Source organism: Cellulosimicrobium sp. BMG9.22 (assembly GCF_059159975.1).
Genome location: NZ_JBZGBY010000025.1, coordinates 1 through 23,356 on the forward strand (window position 1 = coordinate 1; position 23,356 = coordinate 23,356).

The following is a 23,356-nucleotide window of genomic DNA, read 5'->3' on the forward strand; positions in this document are numbered from 1 at the left end:
TGGTAGACGCGGCGCCCCCACCCACCCCGCCCACCCAACGCGACCACGCGCCGTCCGACACAAGAACCAGGGTTCTACTTCGGCAGACCAGGGTTCTACTTCGGCTGACCATGGTTCTACCTCGGCGGACCAGGGCAGATCGGGGTTCTGCCTCCGTCAGCCCCAGACCAGGCCGCGGGCCGGGTCCTCGAGGACCTTCGCGACGTCGGCGAGGAACCGCGCGCCGAGCTCGCCGTCGACGAGGCGGTGGTCGATGCTCAGGGCGAGCTGGGTGATCCAGCGCTTCTTGATCTTGCCCTTGTGGACCCACGGCTGCTCGCGGATCGCGCCGAAGGCGAGGATCGCGGCCTCGCCGGGGTTGAGGATCGGGGTCCCGGTGTCCGTGCCGAAGACGCCGACGTTGGTGATGGTGATGGTCCCGTCGTTCATGGCCTTCGGGGTCGTGCGCCCGGCGCGCGCGGTCGCGGTGAGGTCGGCGATCTCGCCCGCGAGGCCGTGCAGGTCGAGGCGGTGGGCGTCCTTGATGTTCGGCACGACGAGCCCGCGCGGCGTCGCCGCCGCGATGCCGAGGTTCACGTAGTGCTTGTAGACGATCTCCTGTGCCGCCTCGTCCCAGCTCGCGTTGATCTCCGGGTGGCGGCGCACCGCGAGGAGCAGCGCCTTGGCGGTGACGAGCAGGGGCGTGACGCGCACGTCGGCGAACTCGCGGTCCTCGCGCAGGGTCCGCACGAGCTTCATGGTGCGCGTGACGTCGACGGTCTGGAACACGGTGACGTGCGGGGCGGTGAACGCGCTCGCGACCATCGCCTCGGCGGTGCGCTTGCGCACGGACTTCACGGGCACGCGGGTCTGGCGGCCGTCCGCCGTCACGCCGCCGGGTGCGAGCCAGGGCTGGTCGTCGTCGGCGTACGTCGCGAGCGGCTTGGCCTGCGCCTGCTCGTGGTGCGCGACGACGTCCTCGCGCGTGACGATCCCGCCCGGGCCGGTCCCTGCGACGCTCGCGAGGTCGACGCCCAGGTCCTTGGCAAGCTTGCGCACGGGTGGCTTCGCGAGCACTGGCAGGTGCACGTGGCCGACGGCAGGGCTCGCGACCAAGCTGTCAGCGACAGGCTGGTCTCCAAAGCCTTGGGGCGCTGACAACGTCGGGCGCCCGGAGTTGTCAGCACTCGACGGGTCTCCGGACCCCGGAGGTGCTGACAGGTCGGCCGGGGTGCCACGGCGACGGCGGCGGGTGGTGCCCGGCTCGACGGTGCCGTACCCGACCAGCACCGAGCCGGAGCCGCCCGACTCCGTCGGCGCTGCAGGTGCGGCGGCAGCGTCGGCCGCGGCTGCGTCGTCGTGCACAACGCGGGCCGGTGCGCTCGGTGCCGGAGCCGCGCCGCTCGGGTCGGTGTCCACGACGATGATCGGCACGCCGACCTCGACCGTGGTGCCCTCGGGCGTGAGGATCTCGGTGACCACGCCGGTGTACGGCGAGGGGAGCTCGACGAGCGACTTGGCCGTCTCGATCTCGACGATCGTCTGGTTGACCGTCACGGCGTCGCCGACGGCGACGTGCCAGTGCACGATCTCGGCCTCGGTGAGGCCCTCGCCCGCGTCGGGGAGGTTGAACTTCTCGAAGGTGGGCACTGCGTCGTCCTCCAGGTGGTCGCTGTCGAGGTCGCGTGGGGCGCGGCGCGTCAGTACGCGAACGCGCGGTCGACGGCGTCGAGCACGCGGTCGAGGCTCGGCAGGTAGTCGTGCTCGATCTTGGCGACGGGGTACGGCGTGTGGAACCCGCCGACGCGCAGCACGGGCGCCTCGAGCGAGTAGAAGCACTCCTCGGTCACGCGTGCCGCAACCTCGGCGCCGGAGCCGAGGTAGGTCGGCGCCTCGTGCACGACGACGCAGCGTCCGGTCCGGCGCACCGACTCCACCACGGTCGCGGTGTCGAGCGGGGAGATGCTGCGCAGGTCGACGACCTCGACGCTGCGGCCCTCCTGCTCGGCGGCCGCGGCGACGCGCAGCGCGGTCGCGACGGTCGGCCCGTAGGCGACGAGCGTGAGGTCGGTCCCGGGGCGCACGACGCGCGCGCGGTCGAGCACGGTGGCGCCCTCGCCCCGACCGGCGACCTCGACGGGGCCCTTCTCCCAGTAGCGACCCTTCGGCTCGAAGAACAGCACCGGGTCGGGCGAGGCGATCGCCTCCTGGATCATCGTGTACGCGTCCTGCGGCGTGGACGGGGACACGACGCGCAGCCCGGCCGTGTGCGCGAACAGCGCCTCGGGGCTCTCGCTGTGGTGCTCGACGGCGCCGATCCCGCCGCCGTACGGCACGCGGATCACGACGGGCACCTGCAGCTTCCCGCCGGAGCGGTAGCCCATCTTCGCGAGCTGCGTCGTGATCTGGTCGTAGGCGGGGAAGATGAACCCGTCGAACTGGATCTCGCACACCGGCCGGTAGCCGCGCAGCGCGAGGCCGATCGCGGTGCCGAGGATGCCGGACTCCGCGAGCGGCGTGTCGACGACGCGGTCCTCGCCGAAGTCCTTCTGCAGCCCCTCGGTCACGCGGAAGACACCGCCGAGCGCACCGATGTCCTCGCCCATGAGCAGGACCTTCTGGTCCGTCTCGAGCGACCGGCGCAGGCCCTCGTTGATCGCGCGGGCGAGGGTCAGGGTCTTGGTGGTCTCGCTCATCGGGCGCCCTCCTCGGCGAACGACTGCTCGTACTCGGCGAACCACGCCTTCTCGCGCTCGACGACCGCGTTCGGCGTCGCGTAGACGTGGTCGAACATGCTCGACGGCGCGGGCGCGGCCAGCGCGCGGGTCTCGGTGCGCAGACGCTCGCCGAGCGCGTCCGCCTCGGCCGCGAGGTCGGCGGCGAACGCGTCGTCCCACGAGCCCTCGGCGCGCAGCAGGTTCTCGAGCCGGTCGATCGGGTCGCGCCGGCGCCAGTACTCCTCCTGGGCGCGCGAGCGGTACTTCGTCGGGTCGTCCGACGTCGTGTGCGCGCCCATGCGATAGGTGAACGCCTCGACGAACGTGGGACCGCCGCCGCTGCGTGCGCGCTCGAGCGCCTCGGCCGTGACGGCGTAGCACGCGAGGACATCGTTGCCGTCGACGCGCACGCTCGGGATGCCGAAGCCCCCACCGCGACGGTAGAGCGGGACGCGCGTCTGCTTCGACGTGGGCTCGGAGATCGCCCACTGGTTGTTCTGGCAGAAGAAGACGACCGGCGCGTTGTTGACCGCGGCGAAGACGAGCGCCTCGCTCACGTCGCCCTGCGACGTCGCGCCGTCGCCGAAGTACGCGACGACGGCCGTGTCGCGCCCCGGGTCGCCGGACCCGACGAGGCCGTCGCGCTGGACGCCCATCGCGTAGCCGGTCGCGTGCAGCGCGTGCGACCCGATGACGAGCGTGTACAGGTGCACGTTGTGCTCGGTCGGGTCCCAGCCGCCGTGGTCGACGCCGCGAAAGAGCCGCAGCCGCGCCGTCGGGTCGATACCGCGCACGTGGGAGATCCCGTGCTCGCGGTAGGAGGGGAAGACGTAGTCCTGGCTCGCGAGCGCGCGGCCGGAGCCGATCTGGGCGCCCTCCTGGCCCTTCGACTGCGCGTAGAGGCCGAGCTCGCCCTGGCGCTGCAGCGACGTCGCCTCGTCGTCGAAGCGGCGGGTGAGCACCATGTCGCGGTACAGGCCGCGCAGCGCATCGGCGTCCAGGTGGGCGACGCGCTCGCGGTAACCGTCGGTCTCGGCAGTGGTGACCCGCGCGCCCGCCGGCGTCACCAGCTGGAGCAGGGGCGCGTCGTCGGGCCCGCCCGCCATGTCGGGCAGGTCGGGGGGCGTGCTGGCGTTCCTCGCGTCGTGATCCGTCACGCGATTCTCCTTCGGTGCGACCCGGCCGCGTGGTCGGTCCGCTCGGGGGCAGGAGGCGCCCTGGGGGCGGGCGCCGTCGGAACCTACGTCTCCGTAGCCTACGCAAGCGTAGGCTACGACACCGTAGGTTGGGCCGCCGACGTGTCGCCCAACATCTGCCGCAGCGGCCTGTAGGGAACCTCCAAACCCTACGGACTCGCCCGCGCGCACAAGGGGGTGACCCTAGCGCGGGTAGCCGCCGCCCGACCGCAGCGCGTCGCGCTCGCGGAGCACCGGCCAGCGCGAGAACGCGAAGACGAGGAACATCACCACGTTGAGGATCGGTACGAGGCCGACGAGGACCCACCAGCCCGAGTAGCCGGCCTTCTGGATGATCCTGATGTACGCGATGAAGAAGATCACCGCCACCGCGATGTAGACGACGACCGCCGCGCCACCGAACAGCCAGCCGTAGTCCTCGACGAGCTGGTCGGAATCGATGTTGTCCATTCTCGCGAGTGTTCTCGCGCTCGTGACCCGCGGCAACCCGAGACGACTCGTGGTGTAGACCTACGTCTACACCTCGACGTAGCCTGAGTCCGTGGAGACCGTCGGCACGCGCGAGCTCAAGCAGAACCCGAACGCCGTGATCCGTCGCGTCCTCGAGACCGGCCAGGAGATCGAGGTCACCGCCTACGGGAACCCCACCGGTGTCCGACTCGTCCCGGACAACGGCCACCGGAGCGCACGGTGGGTTCGCGGCGCCGATCTCACCGACATGCCCACGATGAGCCGAGAGAACGCCGACGCGGTGGTGGCCCAGATCGAGCGAGAGCGCGACGGCGATCTCGTGCGCGACCCGTGGGAGGGCATGGCGTGATCGTCCTGCTCGACACGAACGTCCTGGTCGACCTCGGGCGCTACGACTTCGACCCGCAGGCGTCGTACGGCGCGAGCATCTTCTCTCGCGCCGAGCTCGAGCTCGGGATCCGTGCCGCACGCTCCTCCGCCCAGGCCGCCGAACGCCGTCGGCACCTCAACGACCTCGACGACCGGTTCGACTGGATCGCCTTCGATCTCGACTGCACCCGCTCCTACGGCCTGCTCGCAGCGCACGCCAAGGGACGTGTCACCGGCTCACGGGTCCGCAGCAAGGACGCGCTCATCGCCGCGCAGGCGCACCGGCATGGCGCCGCGGTGATGACCGCGGACCGCGACGACTTCCGTCCGTTCGAGGAGCTCGTCCAGATCGTCTCGCCGGCCCCCCAGGAGGCCTGACCTACCGCCAGGTCGTGCTCACGCGCAGGAACAGGTCCGTCGCCTCCGGTTCGCCGACGCTCACGCGCAGTCCCTCGCCCGCGAACGGGCGCACGATCGCCCCGGCGGCACGCGCCTCCTCGGCGCGCTGCATCGTGCGCTCGCCGAGGTCGAACCACACGAAGTTCGCCTGCGACTCCGGCAGCGCCCAGCCCTGGTCGCGCAGGCCCTCGACGAGGCGTGCGCGGTCGGCGACGAGGTGCTCGACGCGCTGCAGCAGCTCGTCGCGCGCGGCGAGCGACGCGAGCGCCGCGCGCTGGGCGACGTGCGACACGCCGAACGGCGTCGACACCGCCCGGATCCCCGCCGCGAGACGCGGGCGCGCGACGGCGTACCCGACCCTCAGCCCCGCGAGCCCGTACGCCTTGGAGAACGTGCGGAGCAGCACGACGTTCGGGTGCTGCGCGTAGACGGCCAGGCCGTCGGGCGCCTGCGGGTCGCGCACGAACTCGAGGTACGCCTCGTCGAGCACCACGAGGACGTCGGACGGGACGGCCGCGAGGAACGCGTCGAGCTCGTCGCGGTGCACCGCCGGGCCCGTCGGGTTGTTGGGCGAGCACACCAGCACGACGCGCGTGCGCTCCGTGACCGCGGCCGCCATCGCCGCCAGGTCGAGCCGGCCGAGGCTCTCGCCGGTCTGCACCGGGACCTGGACCGACGTGCCGCCCGCGACGGCGACCGCGATGGGGTACGCCTCGAACGACCGCCACGGGTACACGACCTCGTCGCCCGGCTGCACGACGGTCTGGAGCACGTGGGCGAGCACCGCGACCGAGCCGTTGCCCACGACGACCTCGGCCGCCCCCACCCCGAGGTCCGCCGCGAGCGCCTCCGTGAGCTCGGCCGCGTACATGTCCGGGTAACGGTTCACGTCCGCCACGGCGTCGACGATCGCCGCGACGACGGACGGCAGCGGCGGGTACGGGTTCTCGTTCGACGAGAGCTTGAACGCCGCCGCACCGGGAGCGACGCGCGCCCCCGGGACGTAGGCGGGCAGCGCGGCGACGGCGGGACGCAGGGGGACGCGGGGTTGGTGAGCCACGATCCTCGATCATGCCACCTGCACGCCTGGGCGGCGGCGCGCCGCGGTGCGCCGTGCCTGATCGAGCTTCCGGTGGCAGGATGCCCGCTATGAGTTTCGTCGTCCGCGTCCTCGCCACCGGTCTCGCGATCTGGCTCACGAGCCTGTTCATCGACGACCACTTCCAGATCGTCGGCTCCGACACCGCCGGCGGCAAACTCGTCATCATCCTCGTGGTGGCGCTGCTGTACTCGCTGGTCAACGCGATCATCAAGCCGATCGTGCAGATCATCTCGATCCCGCTCTACATCCTCACGCTCGGGCTGTTCTCGCTCGTGGTCAACGCGCTCATGCTCATGCTCACTGCGTGGATCACCGAGCAGACGGACTGGGGCATCCGGATCATCGGCGGCTTCTGGTGGGCGCTGCTGGCGGCGCTGATCATCGCGCTGATCAACTTCGCGATCTCCGCCGTCGTCCCGAAGGGGAAGGAGCGCTGACGCGCCCGCGTCCGGAGCACGACGCGGGCGCTCGTCGGCGTAGCGCGCAGATCACCGCGAACCGCCGCCACCGCCGTCGGGCACCCCGGGCACCGGGGCCACACTCCCGGGGTTCGGCAGGCTGGGCAGGGGAACGCCGGGCACCGGGAACCCAGGCACCGGGAGACCGGGCCAGCTCGGCTCCGGCAGCGTGACGTCGCCGACGCAGAACGTGGTGTCCGGGTTCGGGACGAGCCGCGCCTCGTAGACCTGAGGCTCCTCGGCCTCGCCGTCGAGGAGCTGCTCGACCTCGGACAGGTGCTCCTCCAGCCCGCGGTCGCCGACCGCCACGGCGGCGTCGAGGACCTCCTGGTGGTACCCGACGCCGTGGGGGACCTCGAGCGGCGGCCCGCCGCCCGGCGCCGAGAGCACCCCCGTCACGGTGACCCTGTCGGGCGTCGCGGGGTTCTCCGCGCCGTCGAGGTCGGAGACTCCCTCCCCCGAAGTCTCGAGGTGCGTGCCCTTGACCCCCGGTGGGAGGTCGTGGCCCGCGACCGGCGACCCGGCCGTCACGACGTGGCGCACGCTGTAGGTCCCGGCGGTCGCCGCAGCGACGGTCGCGGCGATCATGCCACCCTGGCTGTGCCCCACGAGCACGACGTCGTCGTCCGGCTCGATCCCTGCCTGCCTCATCGCGTCGAGCACGGCGCGCGAGCTGTCGGCCTGCGCCCGCACCGCCGGGTCGTCGTCCATGAGCTGGTAGTTGGACGTCATGTTGAAGACGGAACCGGGGTTGAGGAGCTGCGTGCCGGGGATCGCGACGACCCAGGTCAGGGTGCCGTCGGCCTTGACAACCTTCTGCACGCTGAGCGTCGAGTCCTTCTCGAGCGCCTCCACGGCGCCGAGCGTGGAGCGCAGGTCAGTGGGCGTCGGCAGGTCGGGCGGCGCGTCGACGCGTCGCACCTCGGGGTCGCGCAGGAACCGGTCCCGCAGCGGCTGCACGACCCCGCGGAGCACCGACGCCCCGTTGCCGACCGTCGGCATCCGGTACCACGCACGATCCGCGTCGAACAGGCCGATCGCGCGGCTCAGCGCGCGGATCGTGGCCGGGTGCAGCGACTCGCCGGTGGTGACGAACCGGGAGGGAGACGGGCGACCTTGGAGAAGCGAGTGCACGAACCCCACGGTCCCCGCGGTCAGGACGCCGTTGATCGCGACGGCCGCGGCCCCGACCGGCCCGAGGCCACCCGCCGCGAAGAGCCCCAGATCCTGCCACGCCGCCGCCGCGACGGCGTCCGCGTCGTCGTACACCCGCACCGCCTGGCGCAGACGGCCCGCGAGCCCCCACAGCCCTCGCTCCTCCGTCCGGGCGAGACCGATCGCGGCGTCGAAGGCGTCGAGCGCGGCCCGCCGCGCCGCGCGCACCTCCGCCGGCCAGAACGGCGTGGCGTGCGCGCTCCACCCCGACGACGCCTGGAGCGGGGTCCGCGCCGCGCGCCGACCCCCGAACGCCGTCGGCGACGCGGTCGTGACGTCGACGGCGTGCCGGGCGTCGGTCAGCGCGGCCACGGTCGCCTCGAGCGCGTCGGCCTGGGCGCCGACGACGGCAGCCTGCGCGACGACCGCCGCCGTCTCGATCGTCGTGGGCTCGGTGCCGCCGCGCACGACGACCACGGGCGGCGGCACCGGGGCGCTCATGGCGCTGCTCCCGCGGCGAGCGCGGCGTCGATCCGGGCGAGCTCGTCCTCCGCGAGGACGGTGACCGCGTCCAGCCGCGCGAGGCAGGTGTCCAGGGCGTCCTCGAGACGGACCAGGCCGTCGCGCCGTTCCTCGGCCGCGTCGTCGTAGGACGCGCGGGCACGACCCGCCCACGGGAGGTCGGGTGTGACGAGCGCGGGTCGCAGGCGTCCGACGTCGGCGGCGGCCTGGACGACTCTCGCCCGTGCGGAGGCGATCCCGAAGGGGGCGGCGACGCACTGCGGTGGTGAAGGGGAGCTCATGGCGGCGACCGTAGGGAGCGCGCCGACCTCGCCGCACGGCGTGGACCGCGGATGTGAACGGGACTCTCGGAATGTGGGCCTGGGGACGGCCAGGAGCCGCGGGACGGCTCAGGTTCCCGGACTGCGGGAGGCGCGGGCCGCCGTCGTGCACGCGTGGGAGAATCAGGGGCGTGCCCGAGAACCCTGCCGCAGACGCCCCTGCCCGCGTGACGCTCGCCGAGGTCACCCCGCCCGTCGCGCTCGGCCCGCTCGACGGTCGCTACCGCGCGGCGGTCGCGCCGCTCGTCGACCACCTCAGCGAGGCCGCGCTCAACCGCGAGCGCGTCCACGTCGAGGTGGAGTGGCTGATCACGCTGTGCAACGGCGTCCCCGGTGTCACCGACGGCGCGGTCGTCCCGGGCGCGCCTGCGCTGTCCGACGCCGAGGTCGCGTACCTGCGTACGATCCCCGCGACGTTCGGCGGCGAGGAGATCGCCGAGCTCGCCGCGATCGAGCGCGAGACCGTGCACGACGTCAAGGCCGTCGAGTACTTCGTCAAGCGCCGCCTCGCCGCCGCTCCCGAGGCCCTCGGCGCGGACACCGTGCTGCCCGGCGTCGGCGAGCTCGTGCACTTCGCGTGCACGAGCGAGGACGTCAACAACCTGTCGTACGCGCTCATGGTGCGCGGCGCCGTCGCCGACGTGTGGCTGCCCGCCGCGACGGCGCTCGCCGACCAGCTCGCCGACATGGCGCGCGAGCTCGCCGACGTGCCGATGCTCTCGCGCACGCACGGCCAGCCCGCGACGCCGACGACGCTCGGCAAGGAGCTCGCCGTCCTCGCGCACCGCCTGCGCCGCCAGCTGCGCCGCATCGGCGCGGCGGAGTACCTCGGCAAGCTCAACGGTGCGACGGGCACCTACGGCGCGCACACCGTCGCCGTCCCGGGCGTGGACTGGCCGGCGGTCTCGAAGCACGTCGTCGAGAGCCTCGGGCTCACGTGGAACCCGCTGACGACGCAGATCGAGTCGCACGACTGGCAGGCCGAGCTCTACGCCGACGTCGCGCGCTTCAACCGCATCCTCCACAACCTCGCGACCGACGTGTGGACGTACATCTCGCTCGGGTTCTTCACGCAGATCCCCGTGCCGGGCGCGACGGGCTCGTCGACCATGCCGCACAAGGTCAACCCGATCCGGTTCGAGAACGCCGAGGCCAACCTCGAGATCTCGTCGGCCCTGCTCGACACGCTCGGTGCCACGCTCGTCACCTCGCGCCTCCAGCGCGACCTCACGGACTCGACGACGCAGCGCAACGTCGGCCCGGCGTTCGGCCACTCGCTCCTCGCGATCGACAACGTGCGCCGCGGTCTCAAGGCCCTCGCCGCGAACGCCGACCTCATGGCGCGCGACCTCGACGAGAACTGGGAGGTGCTCGGCGAGCCCATCCAGTCGGCCATGCGCGCGGCGTCCGTCGCGGGCGTGCCCGGCATGGAGAACCCGTACGAGCGCCTCAAGGACCTCACGCGCGGCCAGCGCGTCGACGCGGCGCGCCTGCGCGAGTTCGTCGCCGGCCTCGGTCTGCCCGACGACGTCGCGCAGCGCCTCGCCGACCTCACCCCGGCGTCGTACACCGGCCTCGCCTCCCGCCTCGTGGCGGACCACCTCGACTGACCCCGCCACCCGCCGACCACGGGGTTGCTGTCGTTGTCGCCGCGACAACGACAGCAACCCCGTTCTCGTTCGCACGCAAGGTCGTGGTCGACGGCGCGGGTGTCAGACGGCGGTCGGCTCGCCCGGGGGCTGCGAATCGGGGCGTGCCGGATCCGCCCGCCGCGCCGCACGAGCGTCGGTGAGCTCGTCCGCACGGTTGACGACCCAGCGCGAGGCCGCCATGACGACGACGACCGCGAGCACCTGCGAGACGAGGACGTCCGGGCCGGGACCGTTGAGCGGGCTCGCCTCCAGCAGCCCGAACCGTCCGGCCCAGAGCCCGGCGAGGACGCCGAGAGCGACCGGCAGGCACTGCCGCGCGTCGCGGCGTGCGAGGATCCCGCCGCCGACCACGACTCCCATGAGCAGCAGCGGCCCGATCATCGCGAGTGCCCACATCGACACAGACATGACCGGGTTGACCAGCGCCGGCATCGACTGCGCGGCGCCCACGACGACGCGCAGCAGCACGAGCCCCCCGCCGACGGTCGCCACGAGCGCACGACGCGGCACCACCGGGTCGGCCGCCTCACGCTCACGCAGCACGACGAGCAGCGCGGCCATCGGCGCGAGCCAGCCGAGCTCGCGCGAGACGTCGTGCCAGTCGCCTGCGATCGCGAGGATCGTGAGGGACACCACGAGCAGGGCCGTGCCCGCCGTCCCGACGAGTCGACCGGCCCGGGTCCGCCCGGCGAGCACGAGCACGAGCGCCACGGACCACAGCACCCACGCCGGTGCGGCAGGAGCCCACTCAAGGGCGTACTGCTGAAGGACAGGTGCCGTGAGGGTCGTGGCGAGCGAGCCCAGCGTCCTCCCGATCGGGAGCGCAAGGAGCAGCGGGAGCAGTGCCACGAGCACCGCCGTCGAGGCCTGACGCTGCCTCGCCGTCGAGCCCAGCGGGGCGAGCAGCCACTCCCGAGCTGCGGCTCGCAGCAGGTCCCACCGTTCGGCTCGGGTCGGTCGCGACTGTCCCGGCTGCGCGCCGTCGAGCAGGTGCCCGAGCATCTCGGCCTCGCGCGCACGCCGGTAGGTGTACGGGAACAGCCGCAGGAGGCGCCGGTGGTCCCGGACGAGGACCGGGGCGACGAGCACCGTCCCGCGGGGCTCCGCGGCCGGGCCGTTCGCCATCGCACCACGCGCGACCTCGTCGCGAACCGCCCCGCTGTCGGTCGCCCCCTGAGAGTCCGCGCCGTGCCCGCTCATGCCGGCACCGCCCCGCCGTCGGCGAGCCCACCGGCTCGACCGGCCCGGGGCGCACGGGCGACCTGACCCGCGCGGGCAGCCGTGCGCCGTCGGGCGCCGAGACGCTCGAGCGCGCGGCGCGCCTGGGACTCGGCGCGCTCGGCCTCGGCGGCGAGGCGGGTGCCGCCGTCGGACGTGAGGCGGTAGTAGCGACGCAGGCGCGAGTCGACGACCTCCTCGTGGTCGACCTCGACGAGCCCCGCCGCGACGAGGCGGTCGATCGCGCCGTACAGCGTGCCGGCGCGCAGCGTGACGCGCCCGTCGGAGCTGGACTCGACGTCCTGCGCGATGCCGTACCCGTGCAGCGGGCCCGCGGCGAGCGCGGACAGGATGAGGAACGCGGGTTCCTGGAGCGGTCTGGATGCCATGCCGTCGACCATACCTTCGCCGCAAACCTATCGGCGACACCACGCCGCGAACGGCATGAGGGTCGCTGCCCGCCGCATGACGACCCCCATGTCGCGTTCGGGTGCATTGGGTCGCGGGGCCGACGGGCGGCGTCTGGCGGAAACCTTCACAGCGCCAGCATTCTGTGAAACTATCTGCCATATACCTCGACGACCACGGAGGATCAGCAATGACGCTCGACGGCTCCCCCACGCCTCCCGCCCCGGCCGGCGTCGGACGACGACAGTTCCTCACGCTCGCCACGGCTGGGGTCGCGGCGAGCACGCTCACGGTGACGGTCGGCTCGCTCACGCCGGCGGCCGCGCTCACCGCACCTGGCGACGCGACCCGCGCCGCGGCGTCGGGCACCCCCGCGCCCCGCAAGCGCGAGCTGCGCGCGATGTGGATCTCGAGCGTCGTGAACATCGACTGGCCGTCCGCGTCCGGCCTCTCCGCCGACCAGCAGAAGGCCGAGCTCCTCCACTGGCTCGACGTCGCCCGCGACTTCCGCCTCAACGCCGTGTTCGTCCAGGTGCGCCCGACGGCCGACGCGTTCTGGCCCAGCCCCTACGAGCCGTGGTCGCAGTACCTCACGGGCACCCAGGGCCAGGACCCGGGGTACGACCCGCTCGGGTTCGTCGTCGAGGAGTGCCACCGGCGCAACCTCGAGATCCACGCCTGGTACAACCCGTACCGCGTGTCGATGCAGGCCGACCCGACGAAGCTCGTCCCCGAGCACCCCGCGCGGCAGCACCCCGAGTGGGTGTGGGCGTACGGCGGCAAGCTCTACTTCGACCCCGGGCTGCCCGAGGCGCAGGAGCACATCAAGACCGCGATCCTGCACAGCGTCGAGCACTACGACCTCGACGGCGTGCACTTCGACGACTACTTCTACCCGTACGCCGTCGCGGGCCAGACGATCCCGGACCAGCACACGTTCGCGACCCACGGCGCCGGCTTCGACCGCATCGAGGACTGGCGGCGCCACAACGTGGACACGTTCGTGCAGTCCATCTCGCTGCGCATCAAGCAGACCAAGCCGTGGGTCAAGTTCGGCATCAGCCCGTTCGGCATCTGGCGCAACGCGTCGACCGACCCTCGCGGCTCCCAGACCGGGGGCTCGCAGTCCTACGACATGCAGTTCGCCGACACGCGCAAGTGGGTGCTCGAGGGCTGGCTCGACTACATCAACCCGCAGATCTACTGGCAGCTCGGCCTCGCCGTCGCGGACTACGCGCAGCTCGTCCCGTGGTGGGCCGACGTCGCGGCGCAGTCGGGGACGCACCTGTACATCGGGGAGGCGCTGTACAAGGTGACGTCGGGCGTCTTCACCGACCCGGCGGAACTCTCGAACCACCTGACGTTCTGCCACGAGCAGGCCCACCCGGTGCACGGCAACGTGTACTTCTCGGCCAAGCACGTCCCGGCGGACCCGCAGGGCTCGATGACGCGCGTGCGCGACGACCACTACCGCTACCCGGCGATCGTCCCCGCGATGCCGCACCTGCCGGCGACGAAGGTTCGCACCCCGGTCCTCGCGTGGGCGGGGTGGCGCGACGACGGCGTCCGTGTCCACTGGACCGATGCCGGGGGCCGTCGGTTCGCGGCGACGTCGTTCGCGATCTACCGCGCGGACGGGCGGGTGCAGCACGTAGACATCGAGAACCCGGCGAACCTCGTCGCGACGCAGCGCGCGGAGAGTCGGGTGCTCCAGGACTTCCTCGACCCGACGGCAGTGCGCGGGCAGCGCTACACGTACGTGGTGACCGCGCTCGACCGGGTCTGGAACGAGTCCGCACCGAGCCGGGTTCGCTGGTCGGTGTGACGATCGTCGTGCCGGGTCCGTGACCCGGCACGATCGCCCTTCGCCGGAACTGGGGCCGCGCGAGGGGCAGGCCCGACGGCGCGTGGCTCGCTGGGTGCGCCACGCGCCGTCGGACTGCCGGTGCCCGGCATGGGGACCTCGCCCCATGGGCATCTCGAGACGCAGAGGTGCGCTCCCGCGTACGCTCCGGAGGCACGATCCGCAGCGACAGAGGGACGACCATGGGGTTCTACGGTGCCGACGTCGGCGAGCTGCGCGCGCTCGCGCAACGCCTCACGACGGGCGCGGAGTCTCTCGAGAGCGCGCGCGCGACGCTCGACACGGCGGTGACCGGCGTCCGCTGGGTCGGTCCCGACGGCGAGGAGCTCCGTGGCCGCTGGTCGGCAGAGCTCGGACCGGCGCTCGTCGCCGCGGCAGCCTCGCTTCGCGACGCCGCGGACAAGGTCCGCACGAACGCCGACCAGCAGGAGTCCACGAGCTCCGACGGCACGGGCGGCGCCCCGGGCGGTCCGGGAGGCGGCTCCGGGGGCGGGCCGGGTGGCGCGGGCAACGGTGGCGCGGGCAACGGTGGCTCGGGTGACGGGTCGGGAACCGGATCCGGTTCCGACGACGCTCCCGGCGGTCCGACCGTCACCGTCAAGGGTGCCGACAAGAGCTCCACCGACAACGGCCTGCCCGGGAGCCCGGCGACGGAGGGCACCGACTCGGAGGTCGGCTTCGGTCTCTCGCACGACCCCGAGAGCGGCGAGACGACGTTCTCGGGCACAGGCTCGCTCTCGGACTGGATGAAGACCACGGACGGCTCGAAGATCTCGTTCGGCGTCAATGGCAGCGCCGAGTACACGGTCGGGGAGAAGTCCGAGGACGGCTTCACGACGTACACGAACACGTCCGACGTGTCGATCGGCGTCGAGAGCGGCGTCGAGAAGGGCGGCACGGGAGTCAGCGGCGGGTACACGACCGGCGTCACGTCCGAGTACACGGTCAAGGTGCCCGACGACGCCGGGGTCACCGACCCCGGTTCCATCAACCCGTTCGACCCGCGCAGCATGCCCGTAGGTTCGTCGGTCACGATGGACGGCGGCAGCTACGGGGAGACGGAGCTGAACGCCGCGTTCCGGCACATCGCCCTCGAGTCGTCCGTCAAGGAGTCGGACGGCGTGAGCAGCGTCGTCGAGCGCACCGGCGAGGACACCGTGCGGGTGACCGCCGGCCCGACCGAGGCGATCGCCAACCACGTCGGCCTCGGGGTGGACTTCGACGCCGTCAAGGTCATGCTCGGCAACACGACGTCGCTCGACGGCGCGTCGCTGCGCAGCGCCGAGTTCGACCTGTCGACGGCGGAGGGCCAGGCCGCGTACGACCGCTACCTCGTCACCGGCGAGATCCCGGCCGACCCGTCGACCGGCATCTCGGGCACCACGACGATCGAGCGCGTCGAGTACGACTCGACGTCGACCGTCGGGTTCGACACGCCCGTCGGGGGCGCCGAGTGGGAGATCGGCCAGAACACCGGGTCGTTGGTCTCGACGACCTACCCCGACGGCAGCACCGAGCAGCTCCTCACGGCCACGTACGGCGAGCGTGGCGACTTCCGCATGTCGCAGAGCTACGACGCCTCCGGCACCGAGGACGCCTCCGCGCGCACCTACTCGTTCGACGTCACGGCGGACGACATGTCGTCCCAGTACTTCAACACGCGGGAATTCTCGGGGTTCTCCGTGCCGGGCGAGGTGTCGCCCGGCCAGCAGGTGACGATGACGCTCACGGAGTCGCAGATGGGCCGGCTCGCCGACAGCGTGCACACGGCCGTCGAGAACGACAATCTCCCCATGAACCTGCGTGCGGTCGTCACGGACTACGACGGGAACGCGGTCACGGACCCGTACCAGCTCGCGACGAGCCTTGCGCGCTCGGCGGACTCCGACCTCGAGCTCGTCATGATGATCTCCGACATCAACGCCGCGGGCGACGGCTCGATCAGCGACCGCTCGGCCGCACGCTTCCCCGGTACGGTCACACCGACCGGCTGAGGGCACAGGACGACGACGAGCGTGCCGCCCCACCGGGCGGACCACACGAAGAGTGAGCAGCAGGGGGAAACATGGGGATGTACGGGGCGGACGTCGACGGGCTGCGGACGCTCGCCGGTCGGGTGGACGAGTCGGCACGGCTGCTCGAGCGCACCCGCTCGGCGGTGCGCACGATGCTGGCGGAGACGCGCTGGCACGGCGGCGACGCGGACGAGCTCCGGGGGCGCTGGTCGTCCGAGCTCGAGCCCGCGCTGACCGCCGCCGCGCGCACGCTCGACGACGCCTGCGCGCGCCTGCGCGAGAACGCCGACCAGCAGGAGGTCACGAGCGGCGGCGGGACCGCCAGCTCCGGTGGTCCCGGCCCCGGCACCGGCTCGGCTCGGACCGGCGACGGGTCGCGGACCGGCGAGCGCTCGGAGAGCACTCCGGCGGACGGCTCTCCCGCCGACGACGCCACGCCCGCGACGACGGCGAGCGCGGCCTTCCCGCCCGGGCTGCCGGGCTTCCCCACGGTGAATGGGTCGGAGTCGGTCACGCTCGGCGAGGGCACCTTCGGCGGGGAGTCGTACGGCCCCTTCGGCGAGAAGCCCCCAGGGGCGTGGGAGGACAAGGCCGGCGTGTCGACGTCCTACGACCCCGAGACCAACACCTCGACCCTTTCCTTCGAGCGCACGGCGTCGGGCTCGTGGTCGCGGGTGGAGGGCCTCGGGATCTCCGGCGAGGCAAAGGTGGAGGGCTCGCTGAGCGAGGGCATGATCACCAAGGACGGGTTCACCACCTGGACGGCGTCGGGCGAGGTGTCCGTCGGCGCGTCCGGCGAGGTCGAGCTCAAGGCCTTCGGGGTCCAGGGTGGCGCGTCGGCGGGCGCGTCCGGCTCCTACGAGGTGAAGGTCCCCGAGGGTGCCGACGTGGCCGACCCGCGCACGGTGCACCCCTTCGACCCGTCGTCCATGCCACCCGGCAGCACGATCACCATGGACGGGAGCACCTGGACGAAGACCGAGCTCGAGGCGTCGTACCGGCAGCTCGCGGTGTCATCGTCCATCCAGGAGGCGGACGGCGTCTCCACCGTGCTCGAGAAGCTCGACGACTCGACGGTCCGGGTGACGTCCGGTCCTACCGACGCCCTGACGACCGAGAACGGGTTCGGGATCGAGGTGGCCGACGGCTGGTCCGCCAAGCTCGTCAACCAGCTCTCGTTCGAGAACGCGACCCTCAACACCGCGGAGTTCGACCTGTCGACGGCCGAGGGCCGCGCCGGCTACGACGACTTCCTCCTCCGCGGCCGCCTCCCCGAGGAGCCGGGTGCCGGGGTGTCGGGCACCACGCGGATCGAGAAGTACGACTACGACTACGCGCAGCGCCTCGACCTCGAGGCGGGGCCGTTCTCGCACTCCCTCGACGGCGCGTCGTCGGGGATGTCGGGCACGAGCGTCACGTTCCCGGACGGGTCGCGCGACATCGTCAACGTCGCCGACAACGGCGACGCCCCGAAGGTCACCTCGGAGTTCCACCAGCGCGCGGACGGCTCGTTCGACCCGACGCGCGAGACCCTCACGTACTCGTTCACCGCCGACGAGGGTGCGGCCACGTTCCTCAACGGCAGCGACGGCTGGAAGCCGGTGGACGTCGGCGCGCCCGTGAGCGCCGGGCAGACCGTGACCATGACCTTGGACCGCACCGCGATGGGCCGGCTCAGCCTGTACTCGGAGCAGAACCTGCACGCCGTGTACTCGCCGGAACAGCTCGGGGAGTATGCAGTGCACGAGGTGAGCCCGGACTCGTGGGAGTACGACCTCGCCCGCGGCGAGGACGGCGTCCGCAAGCCTGCCGGCGACGTCGCGGCGTCGCTCGCGGCGCAGTCCTCCCACACCAGCGACTTCCTGAACCACCTGGGCACGGTCCTCGTCACCTCGGGGGGTGACGACGGTCCGCGCCCGGTGCCCGGCGACGTCACGGTCGAGTAGCGCCCTGGTGCCCGGGGTGTGCCCGTCGTAGCGTCGACCCGTGAACGCTCTGAGCGGGCAGCCCGTGGCGGCCGACGTCGCGGTGCCGCTGCGCCGGGCGCGCGACCACATGGACACGCACTTCATGGAGCCGTTGACGCTCGCGACCGTCGCGGCCGTCGCCGGCTACTCGCCGTTCCACTTCGCGCGCGAGTTCTCGCGGGCGTTCGGCACGAGCCCGATGGCCTACCTCGCGACGCGACGCGTCGAGCGCGCCAAGGACCTGCTGCGCTCCGCGAACCTCACCGTCACGGAGATCTGCCACGCCGTGGGGTTCACGAGCCTCGGTACGTTCTCGGCGCGGTTCCGGGCGATCGTCGGGGTCACTCCGACCGCGTACCGCGACGAGCACGTGCGCCGCGGCGGGCCACCGCCCGTCCCCGGCTGCTTCGCCCTCGCCTGGGGACAGCCGCAGCCCGGCGGCTCCGCACGATCGGAGAAGCCACCGGGCGTCGGCGGGTCGTAGCGTCGAGGAGTGAGGCGGCCGGACGGCCGCGACGGACGACTCGGCCGCGGCCGGACGAAGGAGAGACCCGATGCTCACGCTGTCCCACACCACGGTGTTCGTGCTCGATCAGGACTCCGCGAAGGAGTTCTACACGAACGTGCTCGGCTTCGAGCTGCGCGACGACGTCTCCATGGGCGCCGAGTTCGAAGGCGCCGGAGCGGGGTTCCGCTGGCTCACCGTCGGCCCGAAGGATGACCCGAGCCGCACGATCGTCCTGTCCGACTGCGCGATGGGACGCGACCCCGAGTCGGCCGCGCAGCTGCGCTCGCTCGTGGCCAAGGGCTCGCTGGGTGCGGGCGTCATGGAGACCGACGACTGCGAGGCGACGTACCGCGAGCTCAGCGCCAGGGGCGTGACGTTCCGCCAGACGCCGACGCACCGCCCCTACGGCGTCGAGGCCGTCTTCGTCGACGACTCGGGGAACTGGTTCAGCCTCACCGAGCGGCCCGCCACTCCGACCCGATGACGAGCACCCTGCCGCATGCTAGCGTCATGCCATGGGCATGCTGCAGGTGAAGAACCTTCCCGACGAGCTGCACACCGCGCTCGCCGCCCGTGCGCGCACCGAGGGCACGACGATGTCCGAGTACGTCACCCGCCTGATCCGTCGTGACCTCGCCCGCCCGACGCTCGCGGAGTGGGTCGCCGAACAGCGCGCGGACCGCCCCGCCGTCGACGTGGACGTCGCCCTCGTCCTCGACGACGTCCGGCTCGAGTACGACCCGTCGCCGGCGCACGGCACGACGCCGGCCGAGGCCGCCACCCGCGGCGGAGCGGCGACGCGGGCTCGCGGGTGAGGCTCGTCCTCGACGCGAGCGCCGCCGTCGACGCACTCCTGCCCACCTCGCGGCACGACGCGACGCTCGACAGGCTCGTCACGGCCGACCTCGTCGCCCCCACGCTCGTCGACACCGAGGTGCTCTCTGCCCTCGCGCGGCTCGAACGCGCGGGGACGATCACCACCATGGCCGCCGACGCCGCCGTCGCTCAGTGGTCGCGACTGCCGTGCGAGCGGGTCGACGCGACCGTCCTGCTGCCCGACGTCTGGGCCCTGCGTCACGCCTTGCGCGTGAGCGACGCGCACTACGTCGCGCTGTCGCTGCGCCTCGGGTCCCCGCTCCTCACCGCGGACGCCCGGCTCGCGCGGGCACACGTCCCCGGGCTCTCGGTGCTGCTGGTGACCTGAGACCGCTGCGGACGTCCGCCGGGCCGACCGGCGGGTCCGCACCTACAGTGAGACCGTGAGCCACGAGCCCGGCGCACGACCGGCGCCCGCGGATCTCGACGACCTGCTCCTCGACGCCAAGCTCTCCGTGCCCCGGTTCCGAGCGACGGCGGTCAGCCGGGCCACGGTCGTGGACGCGGCACGGCGGAGCGGGCGGAAGGTCGTGGGGATCACCGCCCCTGCGGGCTACGGCAAGACCACGCTGCTCGCGGAATGGGCAGAGCTCGACGGGCGGGCCGTGATCTGGGTGTCGCTCGACGTGCTCGACGACGACCCCTCGCGCTTCCTCGTAGTCCTCGCGACGGCCTGCGCGCGCCTCCCCGGCGTCCGGGACGACCTCGCCGCGGACATGGTCGGTCCTGACGCCGCCCTGCTCGGGCGCGCCGCCCCGCGCCTCGCGGCGGCGATCCGCGCGAGCCCGCAACCCTTCCTCCTCGTGCTCGACGACCTCCACGTCCTGCGATCCCCCGCGTGCCACGACGTGCTCGGCGTCGTCCTCGCCGGCGTGCCGGACGGCTCCCAGATCGTCGTCGCGAGCCGTGCCGAGCAACCGCACCTCGCCCGGCTGCGCGCGCGCGACGAGACCGTGGAGATCACCGCCCGCGACCTCGCGCTCGACGCCGACGGCACCGAGCAGGTGTTCGCCGCGGCGCACGTCGCCCTGTCTACCGAGGAGGCGAGCACGGTCGCGCGGCGGACCGAGGGGTGGCCGGTCGGGGTCTACCTCGCGGCGCTCGTCGCACGCTCGGAGGGCCGCGGGCCGAGCGCGGTCACGGGCAGCGACCCGTTCGTGGCGGGCTATCTGCAGCGTGAGTCGTTCGACCGCCTGGATCCGGCGACGAAACGGTTCCTGCGCCGCACCGCGGTGCTGGGCACGCTGAGCGCGCCGCTGTGCGACGCGGTGCTCGCATCGCGCTCCTCGCGGGCGGTGCTGCGCGAGCTCGAGGCCTCCAGCCTGTTCCTCGTCCCGCTCGACCGACGCCGCGAGTGGTTCCGGTACCACGAGCTCTTCCGGGAGTTCCTGCTCGGTGAGCTCGCGACCGACGAGCCGGAGCTCGTCGACGTGCTGCGGGTGCGCGCGGCGGACTGGTACGAGGCGAACGGGTCGCCGGTGCGCGCGGTCGAGCAGCTTCTCGAGACCACCGAGCGCGAGCGGTGCACCCGCCTGGCCACCGGCGCCGTCATGTCGCTGTTCCAGGCCGGCCAGATCGGGACCGTCGACCGTTGGCTCGCCGCGCTCGGCGACGCCGCCGTCGTCGCGTACCCGCCCCTCGCCCTCATGGCGGGGTACGTCGCGGTGTACGAGGGGCGTGCTGCCGAGGCCGAGCGGTGGGGCGCGGTCGCCGACGGCGCCACGTTCGACGAGGAGCCCGTCGACGGGACCGCGTCGTTCGAGTCGGCGCGCGCCATGTACCGGGCGCTGCGGTGCCCCGACGGGCCGCAGCGCATGGCCGACGACACCGGCCTCGCGCTCGGGCAGGAGCCCGTGTGGAGCGTCTGGCGCGACTCGGCGCTCGTCCTCAGCGGCGACGCGCTGCTTCTCCAGGGGGACCCCGAGACCGCCGCGGAGCACCTGGGGCTCGCGGTGGCGCAGGCCGTCGAGGTGGGCAACGCGGACACCCTCGCCTACGGGGAGGCGCTGCTCGCCCACCTCGACATGGACCACGGCCGCTGGGATGGGGCGGCGGGCCGCGTGCGGCACGCCCTCGCGACGATCGCTGACCGTCGCATGGACGACTACGCGACGAGCGCACTCGTGTTCACCGCGGCGGCGCGCGCCTCCCTGCGCGACGGCGACCGGCCCGCGGCGCAGCGGTTCGCCACGCGCGCGCTCCGCGCTCGCACCTTCTGCACGTACGCGTTCCCGACGCTCGCCGTGCGGGTCCGGCTCCGGCTCGCGCGGACGAGCTGGGCGCTCGGCGACCTCGCGGCCGTACGGCACCTGCTGCGCGAGGCCGACGACGTGCTCCTGCGTCGCCCCTTGCTCGGCACGCTCGTCGACGACGTCCGAGCACTGCATGACGCGTTCGACGTCGGCGAGCCCGTGGGGCGCGGTGCCACGTCGCCCCTCTCGCCCGCCGAGCTCCGGCTCCTGCCCTACCTGCAGACGCACCTCACCATCCGGGAGATCGGCGAACGACTGTTCGTCTCGCGCAACACCGCGAGCACCGAGATCGGCTCGATCTACCGCAAGCTCGGTGTCACGTCACGCGGAGCGGCCGTCGACCGGGGCGTGGAGATGGGACTGCTGGGCGGCTGACCCTCTGTCGGCGCGTCAGGGTTCAGCGTCGAGGGGGTCGAAGCCGAGCGCCAGTGCGAGCTTCGGCGCGGCTGCCACGACGCTCGGGAGCCCGACGATCGGGATCACGGCCGTGAGGACGTCGACGATCTGATCGGTGGACGCGCCGGCCGTGACGGCCTCGTCGACCTCGCTCGCATAGGTCGGCTCTGCACCACCGACGGCCACGAGCGCCGCAAGGCGGACCAGTGCCAACGTCCTGGACTCCAGCGCGTTCGGCTCGTGCTCGAGATCCTCCTCGAGTCGCGCGTCGTTGACGGCGAACCGACGCAGCCGATCGGTGTAGTCCACGGGCTCGCCTCTCCGTCGGGTCCAGGTGCCTTCATCCCCTCACGCTTGCGCGACGCACGCATCACCTCGTTCGCGTGAACCTCACCGCGCTCCCGCTCGTCGGGCGGCCCGATCACTCTTCACGCGATGTGTGTGAGGCCGTGCGCCCGCTGCGGGGTCACGATGAGGGGGCCACGCCACGAGCACCGAGCAGCCGACGCGGAAGCGCGTCGGTGACCGCAGACCGCGAGGAGGGGACCGTGACGGCCGTGCCCGCTGACGCAACTGTGAGACGAGGGGAACCCTTCGACGCCGAGATGGTACCGATCGTCGGGCGGGACCTCCTGATGGGATGCGCCGCGTTCTACCCCGAGGAGCGGCCCGTGCAGCGGCAGCAGGTGGCCGGCTTCTGGATCGACCGGCACCAGGTGACCAACGCCCAGTTCGCGGCGTTCGTCGCCGCGACCGGCTACGTCACGGTCGCCGAGCGGGCCCTCAACCCTGTCGACTTCCCCAGCGCTCCAGCCGAGCTGCTCCAGCCCGGGGGCCTGGTCTTCCAGCAGGCCGACCGGCCGATCCCGCTGCACGACTACACGGCGTGGTGGCGGTACCAGCCGGGCGCGAGCTGGCGCAGCCCGCGCGGCCCTGGTTCGGGGATCGACGGGCTGCACGACCATCCGGTCGTCCAGGTCGCCTACGAGGACGCCACGAGCTACGCCGCCTGGCGAGACGCCCGGCTGCCGACGGAGGCCGAGTGGGAGCTCGCTGCCCGGGGAGGACTGGAGGGCGCCCTCTACACCTGGGGCGACGAACCCGACTCGGACGGCCCGTACCTCGCGAACACGTGGCGTGGACGTTTCCCCTGGCAGAACCTTGCCCTCGACGGCTACGAGACCACATCGCCCGTGGGCGCCTTCCCAGCCAACGGCTACGGCCTGCACGACATGGCGGGCAACGTCTGGGAGTGGACGAGCGACTGGTGGCAGGACGACCACCGTCCCCGCGGCGGCTCCTGCTGCGGCCCGGACGACGGCAGGAGCACCGCCGCGCCGGGCGAGGTCGTCCCGCGACGCGTGATCAAGGGCGGTTCACACCTGTGCTCGCCGGACTACTGCCTCCGGTACCGGCCTGCGGCACGCCAGCCCGAGGCCGTCGACACCGCCACCTGCCACCTCGGGTTCCGGTGCGTCCGAGACGCTTCCGCGGAGTCGCCGACAGGCTGAG

Annotated in this window: 23 protein-coding genes; 13 read left to right on the plus strand and 10 right to left on the minus strand. The window is 72.8% G+C overall.

Annotation, left to right across the window (positions count from 1 at the left end):
• Positions 1-156: 156 nt before the first annotated feature.
• From AC4H2H_RS15335 to AC4H2H_RS15350, 4 genes are all read right to left on the minus strand, one after another.
• The gene (locus tag AC4H2H_RS15335; RefSeq protein ID WP_494371682.1) at positions 157-1,629 is read right to left on the minus strand and encodes a dihydrolipoamide acetyltransferase family protein; all 1,473 of its coding nucleotides are present in this window, start codon (positions 1,627-1,629) and stop codon (positions 157-159) included.
• A 50-nt stretch (positions 1,630-1,679) separates the two neighbouring features.
• Positions 1,680-2,675 (minus strand): alpha-ketoacid dehydrogenase subunit beta, encoded by a 996-nt coding sequence (locus AC4H2H_RS15340; RefSeq protein WP_494371683.1) that lies wholly within the window; start codon positions 2,673-2,675, stop codon positions 1,680-1,682.
• Complete coding sequence (gene pdhA, locus AC4H2H_RS15345) at positions 2,672-3,802, minus strand: pyruvate dehydrogenase (acetyl-transferring) E1 component subunit alpha (protein ID WP_494371734.1); 1,131 nt, start codon at positions 3,800-3,802, stop codon at positions 2,672-2,674. Before pdhA ends, AC4H2H_RS15340 begins: the two co-directional genes overlap by 4 nt.
• A 273-nt stretch (positions 3,803-4,075) precedes the next feature.
• The gene (locus AC4H2H_RS15350) at positions 4,076-4,342 is read right to left on the minus strand and encodes a DUF805 domain-containing protein (RefSeq protein WP_494371684.1); all 267 of its coding nucleotides are present in this window, start codon (positions 4,340-4,342) and stop codon (positions 4,076-4,078) included.
• 91 nt (positions 4,343-4,433) lie between these two features.
• Here AC4H2H_RS15350 and AC4H2H_RS15355 point away from each other — a divergent pair, with 91 nt between their 5' ends.
• Both AC4H2H_RS15355 and AC4H2H_RS15360 read left to right on the plus strand, forming a co-directional pair.
• Positions 4,434-4,712 (plus strand): type II toxin-antitoxin system Phd/YefM family antitoxin, encoded by a 279-nt coding sequence (locus tag AC4H2H_RS15355; RefSeq protein ID WP_494371685.1) that lies wholly within the window; start codon positions 4,434-4,436, stop codon positions 4,710-4,712.
• Entirely contained in the window at positions 4,709-5,110 is a 402-nt protein-coding gene (locus AC4H2H_RS15360) for a PIN domain-containing protein (RefSeq protein ID WP_494371686.1), read from the plus strand. The genes AC4H2H_RS15355 and AC4H2H_RS15360 overlap by 4 nt, the downstream gene beginning before the upstream one ends.
• Position 5,111: 1 nt before the next feature.
• Here AC4H2H_RS15360 and hisC read toward each other — a convergent pair whose 3' ends face one another.
• Positions 5,112-6,194: a histidinol-phosphate transaminase gene (gene hisC, locus AC4H2H_RS15365; protein WP_494371735.1), complete on the minus strand. Its 1,083-nt coding sequence runs from the start codon at positions 6,192-6,194 to the stop codon at positions 5,112-5,114.
• A gap of 86 nt (positions 6,195-6,280) precedes the next feature.
• Between hisC and AC4H2H_RS15370 the strand changes: the two genes are divergently transcribed.
• Positions 6,281-6,670: a phage holin family protein gene (locus AC4H2H_RS15370; protein ID WP_494371687.1), complete on the plus strand. Its 390-nt coding sequence runs from the start codon at positions 6,281-6,283 to the stop codon at positions 6,668-6,670.
• A 51-nt stretch (positions 6,671-6,721) separates the two neighbouring features.
• On the opposite strand, the gene AC4H2H_RS15375 is transcribed toward AC4H2H_RS15370, so the two are convergent.
• Positions 6,722-8,347 (minus strand): PGAP1-like alpha/beta domain-containing protein, encoded by a 1,626-nt coding sequence (locus tag AC4H2H_RS15375; RefSeq protein ID WP_494371688.1) that lies wholly within the window; start codon positions 8,345-8,347, stop codon positions 6,722-6,724.
• Positions 8,344-8,649 (minus strand): hypothetical protein, encoded by a 306-nt coding sequence (locus tag AC4H2H_RS15380; protein WP_494371689.1) that lies wholly within the window; start codon positions 8,647-8,649, stop codon positions 8,344-8,346. The genes AC4H2H_RS15375 and AC4H2H_RS15380 overlap by 4 nt, the downstream gene beginning before the upstream one ends.
• Before the next feature lie 170 nt (positions 8,650-8,819).
• Between AC4H2H_RS15380 and purB the strand changes: the two genes are divergently transcribed.
• A complete protein-coding gene (gene purB / locus AC4H2H_RS15385; protein WP_494371690.1) occupies positions 8,820-10,298 on the plus strand; it encodes an adenylosuccinate lyase in 1,479 nt (492 codons plus the stop codon).
• Positions 10,299-10,400: 102 nt separating this feature from the next.
• Here the strand turns inward: purB and AC4H2H_RS15390 are convergent, their stop codons facing one another.
• Positions 10,401-11,540 carry a hypothetical protein gene (locus tag AC4H2H_RS15390; protein WP_494371691.1) on the minus strand — a complete coding sequence of 380 codons (1,140 nt, stop codon included), beginning with the start codon at positions 11,538-11,540 and terminating at the stop codon, positions 10,401-10,403.
• Entirely contained in the window at positions 11,537-11,947 is a 411-nt protein-coding gene (locus tag AC4H2H_RS15395) for a PadR family transcriptional regulator (RefSeq protein ID WP_494371692.1), read from the minus strand. Before AC4H2H_RS15395 ends, AC4H2H_RS15390 begins: the two co-directional genes overlap by 4 nt.
• A gap of 209 nt (positions 11,948-12,156) precedes the next feature.
• Between AC4H2H_RS15395 and AC4H2H_RS15400 the strand changes: the two genes are divergently transcribed.
• The 8 genes from AC4H2H_RS15400 to AC4H2H_RS15435 all read left to right on the plus strand — a co-directional run bounded on the left by AC4H2H_RS15400 (position 12,157) and on the right by AC4H2H_RS15435 (position 21,823).
• Positions 12,157-13,791: a glycoside hydrolase family 10-like protein gene (locus AC4H2H_RS15400; RefSeq protein WP_494371693.1), complete on the plus strand. Its 1,635-nt coding sequence runs from the start codon at positions 12,157-12,159 to the stop codon at positions 13,789-13,791.
• A 221-nt stretch (positions 13,792-14,012) separates the two neighbouring features.
• Positions 14,013-15,824 (plus strand): hypothetical protein, encoded by a 1,812-nt coding sequence (locus AC4H2H_RS15405; RefSeq protein ID WP_494371694.1) that lies wholly within the window; start codon positions 14,013-14,015, stop codon positions 15,822-15,824.
• A gap of 71 nt (positions 15,825-15,895) precedes the next feature.
• Complete coding sequence (locus tag AC4H2H_RS15410; RefSeq protein WP_494371695.1) at positions 15,896-17,791, plus strand: hypothetical protein; 1,896 nt, start codon at positions 15,896-15,898, stop codon at positions 17,789-17,791.
• Positions 17,792-17,831: 40 nt separating this feature from the next.
• Positions 17,832-18,296: a helix-turn-helix transcriptional regulator gene (locus AC4H2H_RS15415; protein WP_494371696.1), complete on the plus strand. Its 465-nt coding sequence runs from the start codon at positions 17,832-17,834 to the stop codon at positions 18,294-18,296.
• A gap of 70 nt (positions 18,297-18,366) precedes the next feature.
• Positions 18,367-18,804 carry a VOC family protein gene (locus tag AC4H2H_RS15420; protein WP_494371697.1) on the plus strand — a complete coding sequence of 146 codons (438 nt, stop codon included), beginning with the start codon at positions 18,367-18,369 and terminating at the stop codon, positions 18,802-18,804.
• Between the two features lie 31 nt (positions 18,805-18,835).
• Complete coding sequence (locus AC4H2H_RS15425; RefSeq protein ID WP_494371698.1) at positions 18,836-19,135, plus strand: FitA-like ribbon-helix-helix domain-containing protein; 300 nt, start codon at positions 18,836-18,838, stop codon at positions 19,133-19,135.
• Positions 19,132-19,524, plus strand: a complete 393-nt coding sequence (locus AC4H2H_RS15430) for a type II toxin-antitoxin system VapC family toxin (protein WP_494371699.1) — start codon at positions 19,132-19,134, stop codon at positions 19,522-19,524. The genes AC4H2H_RS15425 and AC4H2H_RS15430 overlap by 4 nt, the downstream gene beginning before the upstream one ends.
• Positions 19,525-19,579: 55 nt before the next feature.
• Positions 19,580-21,823, plus strand: a complete 2,244-nt coding sequence (locus AC4H2H_RS15435) for a winged helix-turn-helix domain-containing protein (RefSeq protein WP_494371700.1) — start codon at positions 19,580-19,582, stop codon at positions 21,821-21,823.
• A 15-nt stretch (positions 21,824-21,838) separates the two neighbouring features.
• Here the strand turns inward: AC4H2H_RS15435 and AC4H2H_RS15440 are convergent, their stop codons facing one another.
• Positions 21,839-22,153, minus strand: coding sequence for a carboxymuconolactone decarboxylase family protein (locus AC4H2H_RS15440; protein WP_494371701.1), 315 nt, complete (start codon positions 22,151-22,153; stop codon positions 21,839-21,841).
• Positions 22,154-22,449: 296 nt separating this feature from the next.
• On the opposite strand from AC4H2H_RS15440, the gene AC4H2H_RS15445 reads away from it, so the two are divergent.
• Positions 22,450-23,355: a formylglycine-generating enzyme family protein gene (locus tag AC4H2H_RS15445; protein WP_494371736.1), complete on the plus strand. Its 906-nt coding sequence runs from the start codon at positions 22,450-22,452 to the stop codon at positions 23,353-23,355.
• The last annotated feature ends 1 nt before the right edge of the window (position 23,356 follow it).